This is a genomic window from Streptacidiphilus sp. PB12-B1b (genome assembly GCF_014084125.1).
In the GTDB taxonomy this organism is placed as follows: Bacteria; Actinomycetota; Actinomycetes; order Streptomycetales; family Streptomycetaceae; genus Streptacidiphilus.
Genome location: NZ_CP048405.1, coordinates 4549237 through 4565640, shown reverse-complemented (window position 1 = coordinate 4565640; position 16404 = coordinate 4549237). Strand labels below are relative to the sequence as shown.

Genomic DNA, 16404 nt, shown 5'->3' with positions numbered 1-16404 from the left:
GGCCGGACCGCCGACGACCGGTCAGATGTAGCCCTCGCGCAGGGCGTAGGCCACGGCGTGGGCCCGGTTGCGCAGATGGAGCCGACTGGTCAGCCCGTGCAGGACGTTCTTGACGGTGCGTTCGGAGTAGGACAGCCGCGCGGCGATCTCCGAGGTGTCCAGCCCGTCGGCGACCAGCCGCAGGACGTCCGTCTCCCGCTCGCTGAGCCCGACCGGGACGGCCGTGCCCTCGGCGGCGCTCCGCTGCATCCGCCCCACCTGGGTGAGCAGCCGCCCCAGCAGGTCGGTGGGCAGGTTGCCGTCACCGCGCGCGGCGGCCAGCACCCCCTGCAACAGCCGTGCCGCGTCGGCCTCATGACGCCACAGGATGGTGCCCACCCCGCACTCCACCACCTCCAGCAGCTGGAACTCCCGCATCCGCGCCACCACCAGCACGACATTGCCCAGACCGCCGCGCGTCAGCCGCCGCAGGGTCTGCAGGACCGAGTCGTCCACGGTCTCGGCGATCACCACGGCGACGCTGACGCTGTCCGGCCGTTCCTCGTCGGACAGCGTGATCCCCGGGTACTGGCACAGGTGGTGGGCCGCACCCGCTCTGGATATCGGGTCGGTGGCATGTATCTCCACGACCACGCGCGCTGCGCTTCGGCCGACGGCGCCGATCCGGGGACCATGGTCCAACCGGAAGGTCTCGACACGCTGGTCAACTGCCTGATGCATGCGCGTTCCTCCTGCTCACTGCCCCGACCCTTCTGGGAAAGGCCGTTGGCCCCGCCGATCGTCCATATCGGGACGACCCCGGCGCCAGGTAACTCGACTGGACCATCATCAGGCCCCCGAATGAAGGAACATCATCAGCACACGCTCCAAGGGATGAGACTTTCAGCACATGTGAATGGTGCAACCACATGCCTTGGTCATGTCGTCCCACTGTCAAGGGCCGCTCCCTGAAAGCCGACCCGCGCGCGCCCGGACGCCCGCGCTGCTCCGGAAGGGGCGTCAGATCCCCCGATCGGATGAATGCGGGCGTTCTACGCCACTTGGACCCGTCCATCGGCCGCTCTGTCCCGAAAGATGACCAGGAGGCGCTGGCAGCAGGCCGGTGCGTCCCACGTAGTCCGTGGAACAGAGATGGGGCGTGATGGGCGAGGAGAACCTCGATACCCGGTTGCTCGCGGAGCTGACCGAAGAGTCGCAGGACCTGAACAGCGACGCGGTCAGGATCACCCGTGAGGCACTCACCGAGTACGGGCAGCAGCAGGAGCCGGTGCGGCGCTGGTGGCAGCGCGGCGGCTCGGTGGCGGCGCTGGCAGGCGGTGCGGCACTGCTGGGCGCGGGCAGGGCGGCGGCCGCTTCCAGCGACGACATCATGGCGCTGCAGACGGCGGCGTCGATCGAGAACCTGGCGGTGAGCGTCTACACCACCGCCGCCGGGCTGCCGTTCATCAAGGACGGCAACAAGACGGTCGCGGCGTTCATCACCAAGACCACCGCCCAGCACAAGGCGCACGCGCAGGCGTTCAACGCGGCGGCCACGCAGGCGGGCGGCAAGGCGCAGAACGACCCGGACCCGAAGTACGCGGCCGTGGTCAAGCAGATGCTGCCCTCGATCAAGACCCCGGCGGACGTGGTGAGCCTGGCCATCACGCTGGAGGACACCGCGGCGCAGACCTACACCGCGTACGTCTCGAAGGTCACCGAGGCCTCGCTGCGGAAGCTGTTCGCGTCGGTCGCGCCGGTGGAGGCGCAGCACCGTGCCGTGTTGCTGTCGGTGCAGGCACTGCTGGCCGCCGGGGACGCGTCGCTGATCGCCATCCCGACCGACCTGGCGAAGCTGCCCGCGGCGGCGGGCAGCGTCGGCATCCCCGACGCCTTCTATCCGACGAAGAACGCTTCCCCGATCACCGAAGGGGCTGTGCAGTGAGTGCTGGCAACGGCGGCTGGGAGCTGCCGATCTCCGAGGGCGAGCTGTCACGGCTCACCCGCGACCTGGACCAGGCGCACCAGGAGTACCTGCCGCGGATGCACGCCGCCGCGGCGGAACTCACCGAGGAACTGCGGGACACCCAGCCGGAGTCGGCCGGGGTGGAGCGGCTGCGCATGGGTTCGCGGCGCGGGTTCCTGCTCGGCGCCGGCGGCGTGGCCGCCGCCATGGCACTGGCCGCCTGCTCCAGCAGCTCCACCAAGAACGCGGTGGCGGCGCCCGGCGACAGCATGTCGGGTTCGCCGTCGGCGAGCAGCATGTACACCGGTGACCTGCAACTGGTGGCGCTGGCGACGGCGTTGGAGAACCAGGCCGTGGGCGCGTACGCGGCCGCGCTGTCCGCCGCCAAGGCCGGGAAGCTGGGCACCGTCCCGCCCGCGGTGGGGACCTTCGCCACCACCGCGATGGCCCAGCACGCCGACCACGCCAAGGCCTGGAACGCGATCCTGACCGGCGCCGGCAAGCCCGCCATCTCCAATGTGCCGCTGTCCAACCAGGCGGCCACGCTCAAGGCCCTGGGCGCCGCCACCAGCGCCGGCGCCGTGGCCCAGCTGGCGCTGGACCTGGAGAACCAGGCCGCGCAGACGTACCTGTACGCCACGTACAGCGTCAGCAGCGCGGGCGGCATCGCCACCGCCGCCAGCATCGCCCCGGTCGAGGCCATGCACGCTTCCATCCTCTACTTCGTCCTGGGACAGTACCCCGTCCCCGACGACTTCCTCCCCACCGACAAGGCCGCCAGCCCCAGCCTGCTTACGGTCTAGGGCATCTGACGCTCCATCGGATCCGGCGGTGCGCCACCTTCACCCCCACGGCGGCGCACCGCCCCCGCTGTACCCCCGCTACTTCCACTGTTTCGGCTCACAGGTGAGGACGCCGTCGTGTTCAGGTTCCCGCGTCAGATCGCTCTGCTGCTGGGGTTGTTGTTGATCCCCCTGGCCGGATGCTCCAGTTCTGGTTCGTCTTCCAGTACCAAGTCACCTGCGGCCGCCAGCAGTTCGAGCGCCTCCCCGATGGCGTCGGCCAGCGGCTCGGGCGCGGCGTCGGCCGCGCAGATCGTGATCAGCAACTTCGCCTTCCACCCCGCCGCGCTGACGGTGAAGCCCGGCGAGAAGGTCACCGTGGTCAACCACGACTCCACCGCGCACACCGTGACCGACGGCTCGGTGTTCAACACCGGGGACGTCAACTCCGGTGCGACCGTGACGTTCACCGCGCCCGCCAAGGCCGGGAGCTACCCGTACATCTGCACCATCCACCAGTTCATGCACGGCACCCTGAACGTCGGTTGAGGAGCTTCCCATGGCCGCAGTCCGCCTCCTGCTCCGTGTGATCGCGGCCGTCGGCCTGGCGATCGACGCCGGTGTCCACGCCAAGCTGGCGCCGCAGTACGACGCCGTCACCGTGCACGTCAGCCAGGGCACGCTGTTCCGGATCGAGGCCGGGGTGGCAGCCCTGGCCGTGCTGCTGGTGCTGCTCTGGCGCAGGCCGCTGGGCGACCTGTTCGCCCTGCTCACCGCCGCCGGCGGGCTCGCCGCGCTGCTGGTGTACCGCTATGTCGACGTCGGCACGCTGGGGCCGTTCCCCAACATGTACGAGCCGGTCTGGTTCACCGACAAGGTCTGGGCGGTCGTCGGGCAGGTGCTGGCCCTGGTGGCGCTGGTGCCGCTGCTGGCGATTCCGGTCCGCAGGCCCCGCCCCCGGGTGGAGTGAGGGCCGCCCGCCGCGTGCCGCCGCAGGGCCGGACGGAACCGGCGGACAGGCTTGGGCGAGCCGTACCGCTGAGGGCGGTGGACGCTTGCTAGATTCCCCAACCAAGGAACGGACGGCAGGGCGGCGCTCCTCGGACCGCAGGTGAGTTCGCAGGTGACGCGGAGGAGCAGCGGTGCGTGATCAAGAGGTCGGCGGCTACGCCGCGCGCCGGGCGGGCAGCGGTCGGGGCGGCGTCTCGCCGGTGGGCCGGACCCCCCGTCAGGGCAGGACGACGGCCGAGCCCGGTCGGACGGTCCCCCCGGGCCGCCCGCCGCACCCGCGCCGCAGCCCCGGCCGTCCGCCCGCAGGCACTCCGCGCCGGGCCCCGCGCAGGCGCTCCCGGCTGGCGCGGGCGATGCGGCTGCTGGCGGTGGCGCTGTCCTCCGGCGTCCTGCTGACCAGCGCCGTCTCCTGGTACACCTACCACTCGCTGACCAACGGGCTGACGACCTCTGACGCGCTGGCCGCGCTGCACGGCGCCCCGCCCAACCCGGACGGCTCGGTCAACGTGCTGCTGATCGGGCTGGACAGCCGCAAGGACATGAACGGCGACGACCTGCCCAAGCAGTTCGTCTCGGACGACCTCAACGCCGGCTCCAGCGCCATCGGCGGCTACAACACCAACACCCTGATCCTGCTGCACATCCCGCAGGGCGGCGGCAAGGTCGAGGCGGTCTCGGTGCCGCGCGACGACTACGTCGAGACGTACAACGGCGACGGTTCGGCCCAGGGCATGCACAAGGTCAAGGAGGCGTACGGCCTGGCCAAGGCCGTCGCCGAGACCCGGCTGAGCCAGCAGGGGGTGACCGGGGCGGCGCTGGAGCAGCGCAGCCGGGAGGTCGGCCGGGAGGCCACCCTGGCCACCGTGCAGAAGTTCCTCGGGGTGCGGATCGACCACTTCGCCGAGGTCAACCTGCTGGGCTTCTACGACATCGCGCAGGTGGTGCAGCCGATCACGGTCTGCCTCAACCACGCCGTGTACGACCCAACGGAGCGGGGGCAGGGCTCCGGCGCTGACTTCCACGCCGGGCTGAACAGCCTGGACGCGGCGCAGGCGCTCTCCTTCGTCCGCCAGCGGCACCACCTGACCAACGGCGACCTCGACCGCACCCACCGTCAGCAGGCGTTCCTCTCCTCGGTCGAGTACAAGCTGAAGCAGGAGGGGCTGTTCGACGACGTCGGCAAGATGCAGGGCCTGTTCGCCGTGGTGAAGAAGGACGTCGTCGTCGACAGCCACTGGAACCTGCTGGACTTCGCCCGCCAGGCCCCCAACCTGACCGGCGGGAACGTCGTCTTCAACACCCTGCCGGTGCAGGGCTTCGCCGAGCGGGGCGGCGAGTCGGTGAACCTGGTCGACCCGGGCCAGATCCAGGCCATCATGCAGCGGCTGACCGGCCACGCACCCTCCGCCGCCCCCTCGGCCCCGGCCTCGCCCTCGCCCTCGGCGCAGACCGCCGCGCCGGTGCCGCCGCCCGCCTCCGCCGCGCCGTCCGTCCTCCCGGCGGCCGTCACCGCGGCCACCGTCGACGTGTTCAACGGCTCCGGCACGCCCGGTCTGGCCTCTGCCGACTCCCGGGCGCTGGCGGCGCTGGGCTTCGGCACCGGACGCACCGGGAACGCGGTGGCGCGGCAGGCCACGGTGGTCCGCTACGGCACCGGCGTCGGCGAGGCCGCGCAGCGGATCGCGGCCAGGCTGGGCGGCGGCGTCGCCGCGGTCGCCGATCCGGACGTGCGGGCCGGCCATGTGGAGGTGCTGCTCGGGGCCGGTGCGACCCCGCTGGCCCTGCCCGGAGCGGCCGCCGCGCCGGGCGCGCCCGCCGCTGCCGCCACCGACATCCCGTTCCAGGGGCCGTCGGTGCGGATGGGCGGCATCCCCTGCGTCAACTGACCCGGTGTCACCCCGGCAGCAGCCGGTAGCCGCCCGGGGCGGGCGGCGGTCAGTCGTGCGGGGGCAGTCGGCCGAGCTGGTGGTCGGCGGCGTTGAGCGCCTCGTCGACCAGCCGCCGCAGGTGCCCGTGGCGCAGGCGGTAGACCACCCGGCGGCCCTCCTTGCGGGTGCCGACCAGTCCGGCGAGGCGCAGTCTGGCCAGGTGCTGGCTGACGGAGGGGCGGGCCACGTCCGTCGCCTCGGCCAGCGTGGTCACGTCCGCCTCGCCCGTGGACAGCCGCTGCAGCAGGGCCAGCCGGGTGCGGTCGGCCAGCAGCCCCAGGATCTCGGCGGCAGCGGCCAGCCGTTCGCTCTCATCACGCACCTGCACAGCATACGCAGCTGACAGGTGCATGCGTGCGTGTTCATGCACATAATGGGGAGTCCGCGCGAAGGCCCGTCAGGAAGGCGTCCCGCCGTGAGCGACCGCACCGCACCCCACGAACATCCGCACGAGCACCCGCACCCGCACGGTCACGACCATCCGCACGCCCACGACCGCCCCGCGCCCGGCCGCTGGGCCCGGCTGCGGCACCGGGCCGGGCACGCGTTCACCCCGCACAGCCACGAACCGGCCGCCATGGTCGACACCGCCCTGGAGACCTCCGCCGAGGGCATGCGCACGCTGTGGATCTCGCTGGTCGGCCTGGCCGCCACCGCCGCCGTCCAGGGTGCCGTGGTGCTGCTGTCCGGGTCGGTCTCACTGCTCGGGGACGCCGTCCACAACGCCGCCGACGCGCTCACCGCGCTCCCGCTGGCCGCCGCCTTCCTGCTCGGCCGCCGGGGCGCGACCCGCCGCTACACCTACGGCTACGGCCGGGCGGAGGACCTGGCCGGGGTGTTCATCGTGGCCACAGTCGCCGCCTCCTCCGCGCTGACCGCGATCGTGGCCGTGGACCGGCTGCTGCACCCCCGCCCGATCGGCCACCTGCCGGTGGTGGCGGTGGCCGCCCTGGTCGGCTTCGCCGGAAACGAGTGGGTCGCCCGCTACCGGGTGCGCACCGGCCGCAGGATCGGCTCGGCCGCGCTGGTCGCCGACGGCCTGCACGCCCGCACCGACGGCTTCACCTCACTGGCCGTGCTGCTGGGCGCGGGCGGCGCGGCGCTGGGCTGGCGGCTGGCGGACCCGCTCGTCGGACTGGTCATCACCGGGGCCATCCTGCTGGTCCTGCGCGGCACCGCGCGCGAGATCCTCGGCCGGCTGATGGACGCGGTGGACCCGGTCCTGGTCGACTCCGCCGAGACCGCCCTGCGCCGGACCCCGGGCGTGGTGGACGTCGGGCAGCTGCGGATGCGCTGGCTCGGCCACCGGCTCCGGGCCGAGGTGGCCATCGTCGTCGACGGCGGCCTGACCGTACGCCAGGCCCACGACGTGGCGGTCGAGGCCGAGCACGCGCTGCTGCACGCGGTGCCGAGGCTGGGCGCCGCGCTGGTCCACCCGGATCCGGCGCCCGGGCGAGGCTGCGAGCCCGATCCGCACGCCCACCTGGCCCACCACCGGGCCCGGCGGACGACGGCGGGCCGCCGCAGCGCCCGGCCGGCCGCCGTCCACGATCACCGGGCGTAGTTCACCAGGCGTAGATCCGGGAGATGATCTGGTGCCGGATCGCCTGACCCGGGCCGGGGTGCGACACCATCACCGGCACGCCGTTGGGGTCGCGCCCCTCCACCCAGGAGAAGCCCTCGGCCACATGGGTGGTGGTGTGCGCGTTGAGCTCCTTCAGCACCCGCTCGCAGCGCTTCAGCGCGGCCTCGCTCGGGGCCGTCCACACGGAGCACTGGATGCCGATGCCGCCGATGGTGTGCGGCGCGCGCGGGCCGACCGAGCGCAGGTACAGCTGCGAGCCGTCGGCGCCCACCAGCAGCGCGGCACTGGCGTTCTCCACCGTGACCGCCATGCCCAGCAGCTCGCGGTAGAAGGCGACGGACTGCGCCAGATCGAACACGTACAGCACCACCGACGTCAGCCGCAGCCCCTCGGCCGAGGCCGCCGGCTGCCCCCCGGGCTCCGGGGTGTCCTGGCTCGCCGGGCTCGCCGTGGATTCCATCTCGTCGTCCCTCACTCCGTGCGGTTCGTCGGACCGGTGGTGCGGACAGTGCGTGGGACGAGTCTTGCACGCCGCCCGGGCGAAGGCGTGCGCCGCGCCCGTAGAGTGGACCCCACCCGTCGCCCACGGTTCGGAACCCGCATGCGCGTAGCCCTCTTCCTCACCTGCTTCAACGACACCGTGTTTCCGGAGACGGGAAGGGCGGTGGTGCGGCTGCTGGAGCGGCTCGGCCACCGGGTGGAGTTCCCGCAGGGCCAGACCTGCTGCGGGCAGATGCACTTCAACTCCGGCTACCGGCCGGAGGCCGTCCCGCTGGTGCACCGGTTCGCGGAGGTCTTCGCCGGGTACGACGCGGTGGTCAGCCCCTCGGCGTCGTGCACGGCCATGGTCCGCGACCACCACCGGACGCTGACCGGCGTCCAGCCGCCGCAGGTGTACGAGCTGTCCGAGTTCCTGGTGGACGTGCTGGGCGTGACCGACGTCGGCGCCTGCTACCCGCACCGGGTCGCCTACCACCCCACCTGCCACTCGCTGCGGATGCTGCGCGTCGGCGACCGGCCGCTGCGGCTGCTGCGCGCGGTGCGCGGCATCGACCTGGTCGACCTGGCCGACGCGGACACCTGCTGCGGCTTCGGCGGCACCTTCGCCCTGAAGAACGCCGACACCTCGGCCGCGATGCTCGCCGACACCATGCAGCGGGTGCGGCAGAGCGGGGCCGAGGTGCTGTGCGCCGCCGACAACTCCTGCCTGATGCACATCGGCGGCGGCCTGTCCCGGCGGCGCTCGGGCGTGCGCACGGTCCACCTCGCCGAGATCCTGGCCGCGACCGAACCGGCCGCCGCCCCCGCCGCCGCCACCGGAGGAGGACGCCGATGACGGCCCCGCAGGAACCCGACCGCTCCAACGTGGTCTGGCTGGGCGCCCCGGCCTTCCCCGAGGCCGCCCGCGCCGCCCTGGCCGATTCCCAGCTCCGGGCCAACCTGAAGCACGCCACCGGCACCATCCGCGACAAGCGGCTGGCGGTGACCGCCGAGCTGGACGACTGGGAGCAGTTGCGGGAGGCGGGGGCCGCGTTGAAGCGGCGGACGCTGCGCCATCTGGACCACTATCTGGTGCAGTTGGAGGAGTCGGTGACCCGGGCCGGAGGAGTGGTGCACTGGGCGGCGGACGCGGCCGAGGCCAATGCGATCGTCACCGGCCTGGTGCGGGAGGCCGGTGCGCGGGAGGTGGTCAAGGTCAAGTCGATGGCCACGCAGGAGATCGGGCTGAACGAGGCCCTGGCCGAGGCCGGGATCGCCGCGTACGAGACGGACCTGGCCGAACTCATCGTTCAACTGGGCAAGGACCGGCCCTCGCACATCCTGGTCCCGGCGATCCACCGCAACCGCGCCCAGATCCGCGACATCTTCCAGCGGGAGATGGGCCGTTGGGGCCGCCCGGCCCCGGATGGGCTGACCGACGACCCGCGTGCGCTGGCCGAGGCGGCGCGGCTGCACCTGCGGGAGAAGTTCCTGCGCGCCACCGTCGCCGTCTCCGGCGCCAACTTCGCTGTCGCCGCCACCGGCACCGTCGGCGTCGTCGAGTCCGAGGGCAACGGCCGGATGTGCCTGACCCTGCCGCAGACCCTGATCACCGTCATGGGCATCGAAAAAGTCCTGCCCGCCTGGTCCGACCTGGAGGTCTTCCTGCAGCTGCTGCCGCGCTCCTCCACCGGCGAACGGATGAACCCGTACACCTCCACCTGGACCGGCACCACCCCCGGCGACGGCCCGCAGAACTTCCACCTGGTCCTGCTCGACAACGGCCGCACTGCCACCCTCGCCGACACCGTCGGACGCCAAGCCCTGGCCTGCATCCGCTGCTCCGCCTGCCTCAACGTCTGCCCGGTCTACGAGCGCACCGGCGGCCACGCCTACGGCTCGGTCTACCCCGGACCCATCGGCGCGGTGCTCACCCCGCAACTCGTCGGCGTCGAGCATGCCGCCTCGCTGCCCTTCGCCTCCACCCTGTGCGGAGCCTGCTACGACGCCTGCCCCGTCAAGATCAACATCCCCGAAGTCCTCGCCCACCTGCGGGCCCGAGTGGTCGAGGCCGAACGTGCCCGGCACCGGCTGCCGACGGCCGAGGCGCTGGCCATGACGGCGGCCGCAGGCGTCCTGGACAGCCCCCGGCGGCTGGCCGCCGCCCAGAAGGCCGCCGCGCTGGGCAGCCGCCTGCTCGCCCGCGACGGCCGGATCGGCGCGCTGCCCGGCCCGCTGCACGGCTGGACCGACTCCCGGGACCTTCCGCAACCGCCCGCCGAGACCTTCCGCGCCTGGTGGCGCAGGAACCGGGAGCAGCCGTGACCAGCCGTCAACGCGTCCTCGACCGCATCCGCGCGGCCCTGGCCGACGTCCCCGCCGACGAGTCCGCGGAGGCTGCCCCCGCGCCTCCGCCTTCGGCAGGTCCGGCCGCCGCCGAGGGGTCGGCGGACCACGGCTACCGGCGCAGCCACGCCGGCCCCGACCCGGTCGGGCAACTGGCCGAGCGCATCGCCGACTACCGGGCCACGGTCACCCGGGTCACCGGCGCCGACCGGGCCCGCGCCGCCATCGGCGCCGCGCTGGCCGAGCGCGGTGTGCGCCAGCTGGTCGTCCCGCCCGGCTTCCCCGGGGAACTGCTGCCCGAAGGCCCGTGGCGGGTCCTCGGCGACGAGCCGCCGCTGAGCCGTGCGGCCCTGGACGCCGCCGACGGCGTCCTCAGCACCGCCGCCCTGGGCATCGCCGTCACCGGCACCCTGGTCCTGGACGCCGGCCCGGGCCAGGGACGCCGGGCGCTGACCCTGCTGCCCGACTACCACCTGTGCGTGGTCCGGGAGGAGCACGTCGCGGGCGACCTCCCGGAGGCGCTCGGCCGCCTGGACCCGGCCCGGCCGCTGACCTTCGTCTCCGGACCCTCCGCCACCAGCGACATCGAGCTGGAGCGGGTCGAGGGGGTGCACGGCCCGCGCACCCTGCACGTGGTCATCATCGCCCAGCCGGACGCTGCCGTGCGCTCGGGCCGCTGACGGAGTCCGGCGCGGCCCCGCTCCACGGTAACCGAGGCATTCGTCCTGATCGTCCGTCAGTTCACTGTGCCACCTGCTCAGAACGGTATCTGACGCACCGTCATTGACTTTTCATGACCACAGTTGGATTCTCTCCATCACTGTCACCGCAGGTGGCGGCCGGTCGGCACACGGGACTGCGCGCCGACCGCCGCAGCTGCGGACGCTCCACCGCCACCGTCCCCGGGCGCAGTCGGCCGCCGTCGCAGGGGATGCCCGCGCACGGGCCCGCACCCTGTGCGAACCACGCCACCAGCCGCTGACCGCGCCCGTGCCGCCACACCTGATCAGGGGTGGCGGCCGCGCCGTGGCGGTCACACCCGGCACACCCCGTACGCGCCCCGGCATGCCCTGCCGCCGCGTGTCCCACCACCTCGCGGAAGGTCGCCATGGGATCGTCCCAGCAACCGGATCAGCCTGTTCCACCGCTCTCCCGCCGCGCCTTCCTGGGCGCGGCCGGGGCCACCGCCGCGCTCACCGGCCTCTCCTGGACCCCGGCGTTCCGGGTCCTGCCGGCCCAGGCCGCGACCCCCGCGCCGCCGGACTTCCCCAGCGGCATCACCGTCTACCAGCAGGCATGGACCAACTGGTCCGGTGAGATCGCTGTCAGCCCGCTGTGGACCTGCGCCCCCGCCTCGCCCGCCGACGTGGTCACGCTGGCCAACTGGGCCCACGCCCAGGGCTGGAAGATCCGCGCCCGGGGGATGGGCCACGGCTGGTCGCCGCTGCTCGAACCGAACGGCGCCACCGGCAGCATCCTCATGGTCGACACCACCGAGAGCCTCACCGCCGTCACCGTCAACGGCGGCAGCCCGGCGAGCGTCACCGCCCAGGCGGGGATCAGCATGACCACGCTGCTCACCGACCTGGAGAACGCGGGCTACGGGCTGACCAACACCCCCGCCCCCGGAGACCTCACCCTCGGCGGGGTGCTGGCCATCGACGGCCACGGCACCTCCTATCCGGCGAGCGGCGAGAGCCCGCTGCCCGGGCACACCTACGGCTCGGTCAGCAACCTGGTCGTCTCGCTCACCGCCGTGGTCTGGAGCCCGGCCCAGAACGCCTATGCGCTGAAGACCTTCCAGCGCAACGACCCGGACATCGCCGCCTTCCTGGTCCACCTCGGCCGCGCCTTCGTCACCGAGGCGACACTGCGGGTCGGCCCCAATGTGCGGCTGCGCTGCCAGTCCAGCTACACCACCAACGTCGGCACGCTGTTCGCGCCGCCCGCCTCCGCCGGATCGAGCTCCTTCTCCGCCCTGGTCAGCCAGAGCGGCCGGGTGGAGACCATCTGGTTCCCCTTCACCACCGTGCCCTGGCTGAAGGTGTGGTCGGTCAGCCCGAGCAAGCCGTTCTTCTCCAAGGAGGTCGACAGCCCCTTCAACTACAGCTTCTCGGACTCCGTCAGCAGCTCCGAATCGCAGCTGATCTCGGAGATCGTCAGCGGTGACGTCTCAGTGACGCCGACGTTCGAGAACCTGGAGATGAGCATCGTCGGCTCCGGACTGATCGTCACCGGCACCTGGGACATCTGGGGGTGGGCCAAGAACACCCAGCTCTACGTGCGGCCCACCACGCTCCAGGTCACCGCGAACGGCTATGCCATCCTCTGCGCCCGGTCCGACGTCCAGCGGGTGGTCAGCGAGTTCTACACCTACCTGGACAACGCCCTCAACGCCTATGCCGCCCAAGGGGAGTACCCGATGAACGGCCCCTGGGAGGTGCGCTGCACCGGCCTGGACAACCCCGCCGACTGCGGCGTCCCCGGCGCCGTCCAGGCACAGCTGAGCGCCCTGCGGCCGAGACCCGACCAGCCCGCGTGGGACACCGCGGTGTGGATGGACGTGCTCACCATCCCCGGCACGCCGCAGTCCCAGCAGTTCTACCGGGAGACCGAGCAGTGGGTGCTGGCCAACTACAGCGGCGGCTACGCCGCGGTACGGCCCGAGTGGTCCAAGGGCTGGGCGTACTCCGGCGCGGCCGGATGGGCCGATCCGGCCATGCTGGGCAGCACCATCCCGGCCGCGTACCGCTCGGGGCAGGCCACCGGCGACAACTGGGACACCGCGCTGGCCACGCTGGACCGCTACGACCCGGCCCGGATCTACAGCAACACCTTCCTGGACGGCTTCCTGCCCTGACAGCGGCGGCCCGCGGTCGTCGGCTGTCGGGGCTACAGGTCGAGCCACTCCAGCAGCCGGCCGTGCAGCCCGCTGCCCGCCCGGTGGACCCGGATGTGTCCGAGGACGGATCGACCGGTGATCCGGATGACCGGGCCCTCCGCTCCGTCCGGGCCCGGCGCGCTCCCACGCGCGCCGGGCAGGCTGCGCTTGCCGAACAGGGCCGAACCGGTGTCGTAGACCTGGGCGTTCTGCGGCACGATGACCACGATCTTGCCGCAGAAGGAGTCGGCCTGCAGCACCACCTCGTGACGGGTGAACACCGCCTGGCGCAGGTCCAGCACCAGCGCGCCGAAGCGGGCGCGGGCCACACTGTGCGGCGGCACCGGCCAGGCGCCGCCCCGGCGCAACTTGCTGAACAGCGCCGTCATCGGCTCGCCGACGGGCACGGTAGCAGCTGTCGTACCGGGTTCGCCGGGGCCGGTCGGCAGGTCCGCGGTCAGCGGGGCCAGGGCCGCCTCGGTGCGGGCGGCGTAGGCCGCCTCCAGCCGCTCCGCGTGCTCCTGCGGGTCGAGGAAGCCCCCGGCCAGGGCCTCGGCCAGGACTCCGGCGACCCGGTCCCGGTCGGCGTCACCGACGCGGACCGCCGGAGCGCCCTGCCCGGGCTGCCCCGGAAGCTCCACCGGGCGGTCGGCGGGCTCGCGTTCGGCTGCGGGGGCTGCCGCGGACTGCGGCTCGGGGGTGCGGGCGGACGGCGCCGAGGGCACGGGGACTCCTGGGGAACGGCGGGACGAGAGGCGGTTCAGCCCGGTCAGGATAACGCGATATAGCGCGAGTGTCGCCCCCGGTGTGCGCAGCCCACTGCGGGAATTCGCCGGGCCGTACCCGGCCGTTCGCCCTCCCGTCGCCGGGGTGACGCCGGGGCGCGGGAGCGTCGCCAATGAGCGGTAAAGTTGGCTATACAACTTGAGCCGCAATGATCCCGTGCCGAGCCCTGGAGGCCACCCATGCCCAACCCCGCCTCGCTCCCGCCGCTGTGGCTGCGGGACAACTGCGGCTGCGCCGACTGCCGAGACCCGCGCAACGGGCAGAAGCTGTTCCAGATCACCGACCTGCCGGAGGGGCTGGCCGTCGCTGCCGAGAACCCGGCCGCCGTGGACGGCGCACCCGGCTGGGAGGTCCGCTGGACACCCGACGGCCACGTCTCCCGCTACGCCGAGTCCTGGCTCGCCGCCGACGTCCAGCAGAGCACCGGCACCGGCCAGGGCACGGGCCGGGGCGGCGACCAGCGCACCGAGGACGCCAAGACGCTCTGGCGGGCGGCGGACCTCACCGCCCCCGGCAGCCTGCCCACCGCCGCCTGGGCGGACTACCGCGCCGACCCCGCCGTACGGCTGCGCACCCTGGACGCCGTCGGACGCCTCGGCTTCGCCCTGCTGACCGGCGTCCCCGCCGACGACGGGCAGGTCACCCGGGTCGCCGAGACCTTCGGCTACGTCCGGGAGACCAACTACGGCCGGATCTTCGAGGTCCGGATCGAGGAGAACCCCAGCAACCTGGCCTTCACCGGGGAGCGGATCACCCCGCACACCGACAACCCCTACCGCGACCCGGTGCCCACGCTGCAACTGCTGCACTGCCTGGTCAACAGCGCCGAGGGCGGTGACTCCGGGCTGGTCGACGGCTTCGCCGCCGCCGCGCTGCTGCGCGAGGAGGACCCGGCCGCCTTCGAGACGCTCACCCGCATCCCGGTGCCCTTCCGCTTCGCCGACACCAGCGGCGGCGGTGCGGAAGTGACCGCCCACCGCCCGCTGATCGGCACCGACCCGCGCGGGCGGATCCGCGAGATCCGCTTCAACAACCGCTCCATCGGCACCCTGCGGCTGCCCGCCGACGACACCCGGGCCTTCTACACGGCCTACCGCGCCTTCGCCCGGCTGCTGCTCCGCCCCGAGCTGCAACTGGACTTCCGGCTCGCCCCCGGCGACTGCCTGATCTTCGACAACACCCGGCTGCTGCATGCCCGCACCGCCTTCGCCAGCAGCGGCGGACGCCACCTCCAGGGCTGCTACGCCGACCTGGACGGCCTGTTCAGCACCGCCGCCGTGCTGCGCCGGGGCGTGCTGGACCAGCTCGCGGACCTCTTCGCCGAGCAGGGCAGCGCGGAGTACTTCGGCGAGGACGTCACCCAGGCCCAGCACATGCTGCAGGCAGGAGCCCTGGCGCAGGCCGAGGGGGCGCCCCCGGCGCTGGTGGCGGCCGCCGTGCTGCACGACCTCGGCCACTTCCACGGCGAGGTCACCGGCCACGACCTGATGGAGGGCACCGACAACCGGCACAGCCACACCGGCGCGGACTGGCTGGCCCAGTGGTTCGGGCCCGCCGTCACCGAACCGGTCCGGCTGCACGTCGCCGCCAAGCGCTACCTCTGCGCGGTCGAGCCGGGCTACTTCGCGCTGCTCTCCCCGGCGTCCGTGCACACCCTGGCCGTCCAGGGCGGGCCGATGACGCCCGCCGAGGCCGAGCAGTTCGCCGCCCACCCCTACGGCGCGGACGCGGTCCGGCTGCGGCGCTGGGACGAGGCCGCCAAGGACCCGCAGGCGCTCACGCCCGGCTTCGCGCACTTCCGCCCGCTGCTGGCGGAGCTGCTGGCCCCCGGCGGCACGGCCTCACTCGGAGTCGGTGCGGTGGCGTGACAGCGCGGTGGAGGCCAGCGAGTTGTGCACGGTGAAGGCCACGGTGCCGGGCAGGTAGCGGTCGTCGGACCACTCCACCGGCACCCCGGCCGGATCCGTGCTGCGCCGCCGCTCGCGCAGCAGCGCCGTACCCACCGGGCAGCCCAGCAGCGCCGCGTCCTCCTCGTCGGCGAAGGCCAGGTCCACGGTGTGGTCGGCGTCCGCCAGCAGCACCCCGGCGTGCTCCAGGGCCTCGCTGACCGACACCGTGTCCGGCGGCATCGCCGCCACCAGCGCGCCGATGGACGGCGGGTAGCTGGTTCGCTCGACCATCACCGGACGGTCGGCCAGCGTCCGCAGCCGCAGCACCCAGTGCACCTCCGAGCCCTCGGGCAGCCGCAGTTGGGCGCTCTCCTCGGGGCCGGCGGCCCGGCGCTCCTGCCGGACCACGCGCCCGCCCGGCGACTCGCCCAGCGAGCGGGCCCAGCGGGTGAAGCTCATCAGCTCGGCGAAGCTCTGCAGCGGCGGAGCGGCCAGCACCACCCGCCGGGTGCCCCGCCGGGAGGTGACCACCCCCTCCGCCCGGAGCACGGACAGCGCCTGCCGCACGGTGCCCCGGGAGACCGAGTAGCGCGCCGCCAGCTCCTCCTCGCTGGGCAGCCGACCGCCCGCGCCGTACGCGCCCGCGCGCGCCTCGGCGCGCACCTCGGCGGCCACCTGCCTGTACCGCGCTGTCTCCGCCACCGGCCGCACACTCCCCGTCGCCCACGATCCCGCTCGGGACCAGCAGGAATCTACCGGACGCCGGAGCGG

General features: G+C 73.3%; 17 protein-coding genes. 11 read left to right on the top strand and 6 right to left on the bottom strand.

Features of this window, described 5'->3' with window-relative positions:
* Positions 1–21: 21 nt before the first annotated feature.
* Positions 22–720 carry a response regulator transcription factor gene (locus tag GXW83_RS20205; RefSeq protein WP_182444423.1) on the bottom strand — a complete coding sequence of 233 codons (699 nt, stop codon included), beginning with the start codon at positions 718–720 and terminating at the stop codon, positions 22–24.
* A gap of 400 nt (positions 721–1120) precedes the next feature.
* Here GXW83_RS20205 and GXW83_RS20200 point away from each other — a divergent pair, with 400 nt between their 5' ends.
* Positions 1121–1924, top strand: coding sequence for a ferritin-like domain-containing protein (locus GXW83_RS20200; RefSeq protein ID WP_225447128.1), 804 nt, complete (start codon positions 1121–1123; stop codon positions 1922–1924).
* Positions 1921–2748 (top strand): ferritin-like domain-containing protein, encoded by an 828-nt coding sequence (locus tag GXW83_RS20195; RefSeq protein WP_225447127.1) that lies wholly within the window; start codon positions 1921–1923, stop codon positions 2746–2748. The genes GXW83_RS20200 and GXW83_RS20195 overlap by 4 nt, the downstream gene beginning before the upstream one ends.
* A 134-nt stretch (positions 2749–2882) precedes the next feature.
* On the opposite strand, the gene GXW83_RS20190 is transcribed toward GXW83_RS20195, so the two are convergent.
* Complete coding sequence (locus GXW83_RS20190; RefSeq protein WP_182447748.1) at positions 2883–3053, bottom strand: hypothetical protein; 171 nt, start codon at positions 3051–3053, stop codon at positions 2883–2885.
* On the opposite strand from GXW83_RS20190, the gene GXW83_RS20185 reads away from it, so the two are divergent.
* The 3 genes from GXW83_RS20185 (at position 3043) to GXW83_RS20175 (ending at position 5624) form a co-directional block, all read left to right on the top strand.
* Positions 3043–3276 carry a cupredoxin domain-containing protein gene (locus GXW83_RS20185; RefSeq protein WP_255431312.1) on the top strand — a complete coding sequence of 78 codons (234 nt, stop codon included), beginning with the start codon at positions 3043–3045 and terminating at the stop codon, positions 3274–3276. The genes GXW83_RS20190 and GXW83_RS20185 overlap by 11 nt on opposite strands.
* A gap of 10 nt (positions 3277–3286) precedes the next feature.
* On the top strand, positions 3287–3697 hold the full coding sequence (locus GXW83_RS20180; protein ID WP_182444421.1) for a hypothetical protein: 411 nt from the start codon (positions 3287–3289) through the stop codon (positions 3695–3697).
* Between the two features lie 172 nt (positions 3698–3869).
* On the top strand, positions 3870–5624 hold the full coding sequence (locus GXW83_RS20175) for an LCP family protein (RefSeq protein WP_225447126.1): 1755 nt from the start codon (positions 3870–3872) through the stop codon (positions 5622–5624).
* Positions 5625–5673: 49 nt separating this feature from the next.
* Here GXW83_RS20175 and GXW83_RS20170 read toward each other — a convergent pair whose 3' ends face one another.
* Entirely contained in the window at positions 5674–6018 is a 345-nt protein-coding gene (locus GXW83_RS20170) for a helix-turn-helix transcriptional regulator (protein ID WP_182444420.1), read from the bottom strand.
* Between the two features lie 63 nt (positions 6019–6081).
* Here GXW83_RS20170 and GXW83_RS20165 point away from each other — a divergent pair, with 63 nt between their 5' ends.
* Complete coding sequence (locus GXW83_RS20165) at positions 6082–7230, top strand: cation diffusion facilitator family transporter (protein WP_225447125.1); 1149 nt, start codon at positions 6082–6084, stop codon at positions 7228–7230.
* 1 nt (position 7231) lies between these two features.
* Here the strand turns inward: GXW83_RS20165 and GXW83_RS20160 are convergent, their stop codons facing one another.
* Complete coding sequence (locus GXW83_RS20160) at positions 7232–7711, bottom strand: VOC family protein (protein ID WP_225447124.1); 480 nt, start codon at positions 7709–7711, stop codon at positions 7232–7234.
* Between the two features lie 141 nt (positions 7712–7852).
* Between GXW83_RS20160 and GXW83_RS20155 the strand changes: the two genes are divergently transcribed.
* From GXW83_RS20155 to GXW83_RS20140, 4 genes are all read left to right on the top strand, one after another.
* Complete coding sequence (locus GXW83_RS20155) at positions 7853–8587, top strand: (Fe-S)-binding protein (RefSeq protein WP_182444419.1); 735 nt, start codon at positions 7853–7855, stop codon at positions 8585–8587.
* Entirely contained in the window at positions 8584–10056 is a 1473-nt protein-coding gene (locus tag GXW83_RS20150) for a LutB/LldF family L-lactate oxidation iron-sulfur protein (RefSeq protein ID WP_182444418.1), read from the top strand. The genes GXW83_RS20155 and GXW83_RS20150 overlap by 4 nt, the downstream gene beginning before the upstream one ends.
* Positions 10053–10757 (top strand): LUD domain-containing protein, encoded by a 705-nt coding sequence (locus tag GXW83_RS20145; protein ID WP_182444417.1) that lies wholly within the window; start codon positions 10053–10055, stop codon positions 10755–10757. Before GXW83_RS20150 ends, GXW83_RS20145 begins: the two co-directional genes overlap by 4 nt.
* A 428-nt stretch (positions 10758–11185) precedes the next feature.
* Positions 11186–12937 carry a cholesterol oxidase substrate-binding domain-containing protein gene (locus tag GXW83_RS20140; protein ID WP_182444416.1) on the top strand — a complete coding sequence of 584 codons (1752 nt, stop codon included), beginning with the start codon at positions 11186–11188 and terminating at the stop codon, positions 12935–12937.
* Between the two features lie 32 nt (positions 12938–12969).
* Here the strand turns inward: GXW83_RS20140 and GXW83_RS20135 are convergent, their stop codons facing one another.
* A complete protein-coding gene (locus GXW83_RS20135) occupies positions 12970–13683 on the bottom strand; it encodes a DUF1707 domain-containing protein (RefSeq protein WP_225447123.1) in 714 nt (237 codons plus the stop codon).
* Positions 13684–13923: 240 nt separating this feature from the next.
* Between GXW83_RS20135 and GXW83_RS20130 the strand changes: the two genes are divergently transcribed.
* Positions 13924–15612: a phosphonate degradation HD-domain oxygenase gene (locus GXW83_RS20130; RefSeq protein WP_182444415.1), complete on the top strand. Its 1689-nt coding sequence runs from the start codon at positions 13924–13926 to the stop codon at positions 15610–15612.
* On the opposite strand, the gene GXW83_RS20125 is transcribed toward GXW83_RS20130, so the two are convergent.
* The gene (locus GXW83_RS20125; protein ID WP_182444414.1) at positions 15586–16335 is read right to left on the bottom strand and encodes a GntR family transcriptional regulator; all 750 of its coding nucleotides are present in this window, start codon (positions 16333–16335) and stop codon (positions 15586–15588) included. The two genes, GXW83_RS20130 and GXW83_RS20125, sit on opposite strands and share 27 nt — an antisense overlap.
* Positions 16336–16404: the final 69 nt, after the last annotated feature.

What these genes read in the sequence shown, in the direction of transcription:
- GXW83_RS20205 (WP_182444423.1), bottom strand. Translation starts at nt 720, where the DNA reads ATGCATCAGGCAGTTGACCAGCGTGTCGAGACCTTCCGGTTGGACCAT.
- GXW83_RS20180 (WP_182444421.1), top strand. Translation starts at nt 3,287, where the DNA reads ATGGCCGCAGTCCGCCTCCTGCTCCGTGTGATCGCGGCCGTCGGCCTG.
- GXW83_RS20170 (WP_182444420.1), bottom strand. Translation starts at nt 6,018, where the DNA reads ATGCACCTGTCAGCTGCGTATGCTGTGCAGGTGCGTGATGAGAGCGAA.
- GXW83_RS20160 (WP_225447124.1), bottom strand. Translation starts at nt 7,711, where the DNA reads ATGGAATCCACGGCGAGCCCGGCGAGCCAGGACACCCCGGAGCCCGGG.
- GXW83_RS20155 (WP_182444419.1), top strand. Translation starts at nt 7,853, where the DNA reads ATGCGCGTAGCCCTCTTCCTCACCTGCTTCAACGACACCGTGTTTCCG.
- GXW83_RS20150 (WP_182444418.1), top strand. Translation starts at nt 8,584, where the DNA reads ATGACGGCCCCGCAGGAACCCGACCGCTCCAACGTGGTCTGGCTGGGC.
- GXW83_RS20140 (WP_182444416.1), top strand. Translation starts at nt 11,186, where the DNA reads ATGGGATCGTCCCAGCAACCGGATCAGCCTGTTCCACCGCTCTCCCGC.
- GXW83_RS20130 (WP_182444415.1), top strand. Translation starts at nt 13,924, where the DNA reads ATGCCCAACCCCGCCTCGCTCCCGCCGCTGTGGCTGCGGGACAACTGC.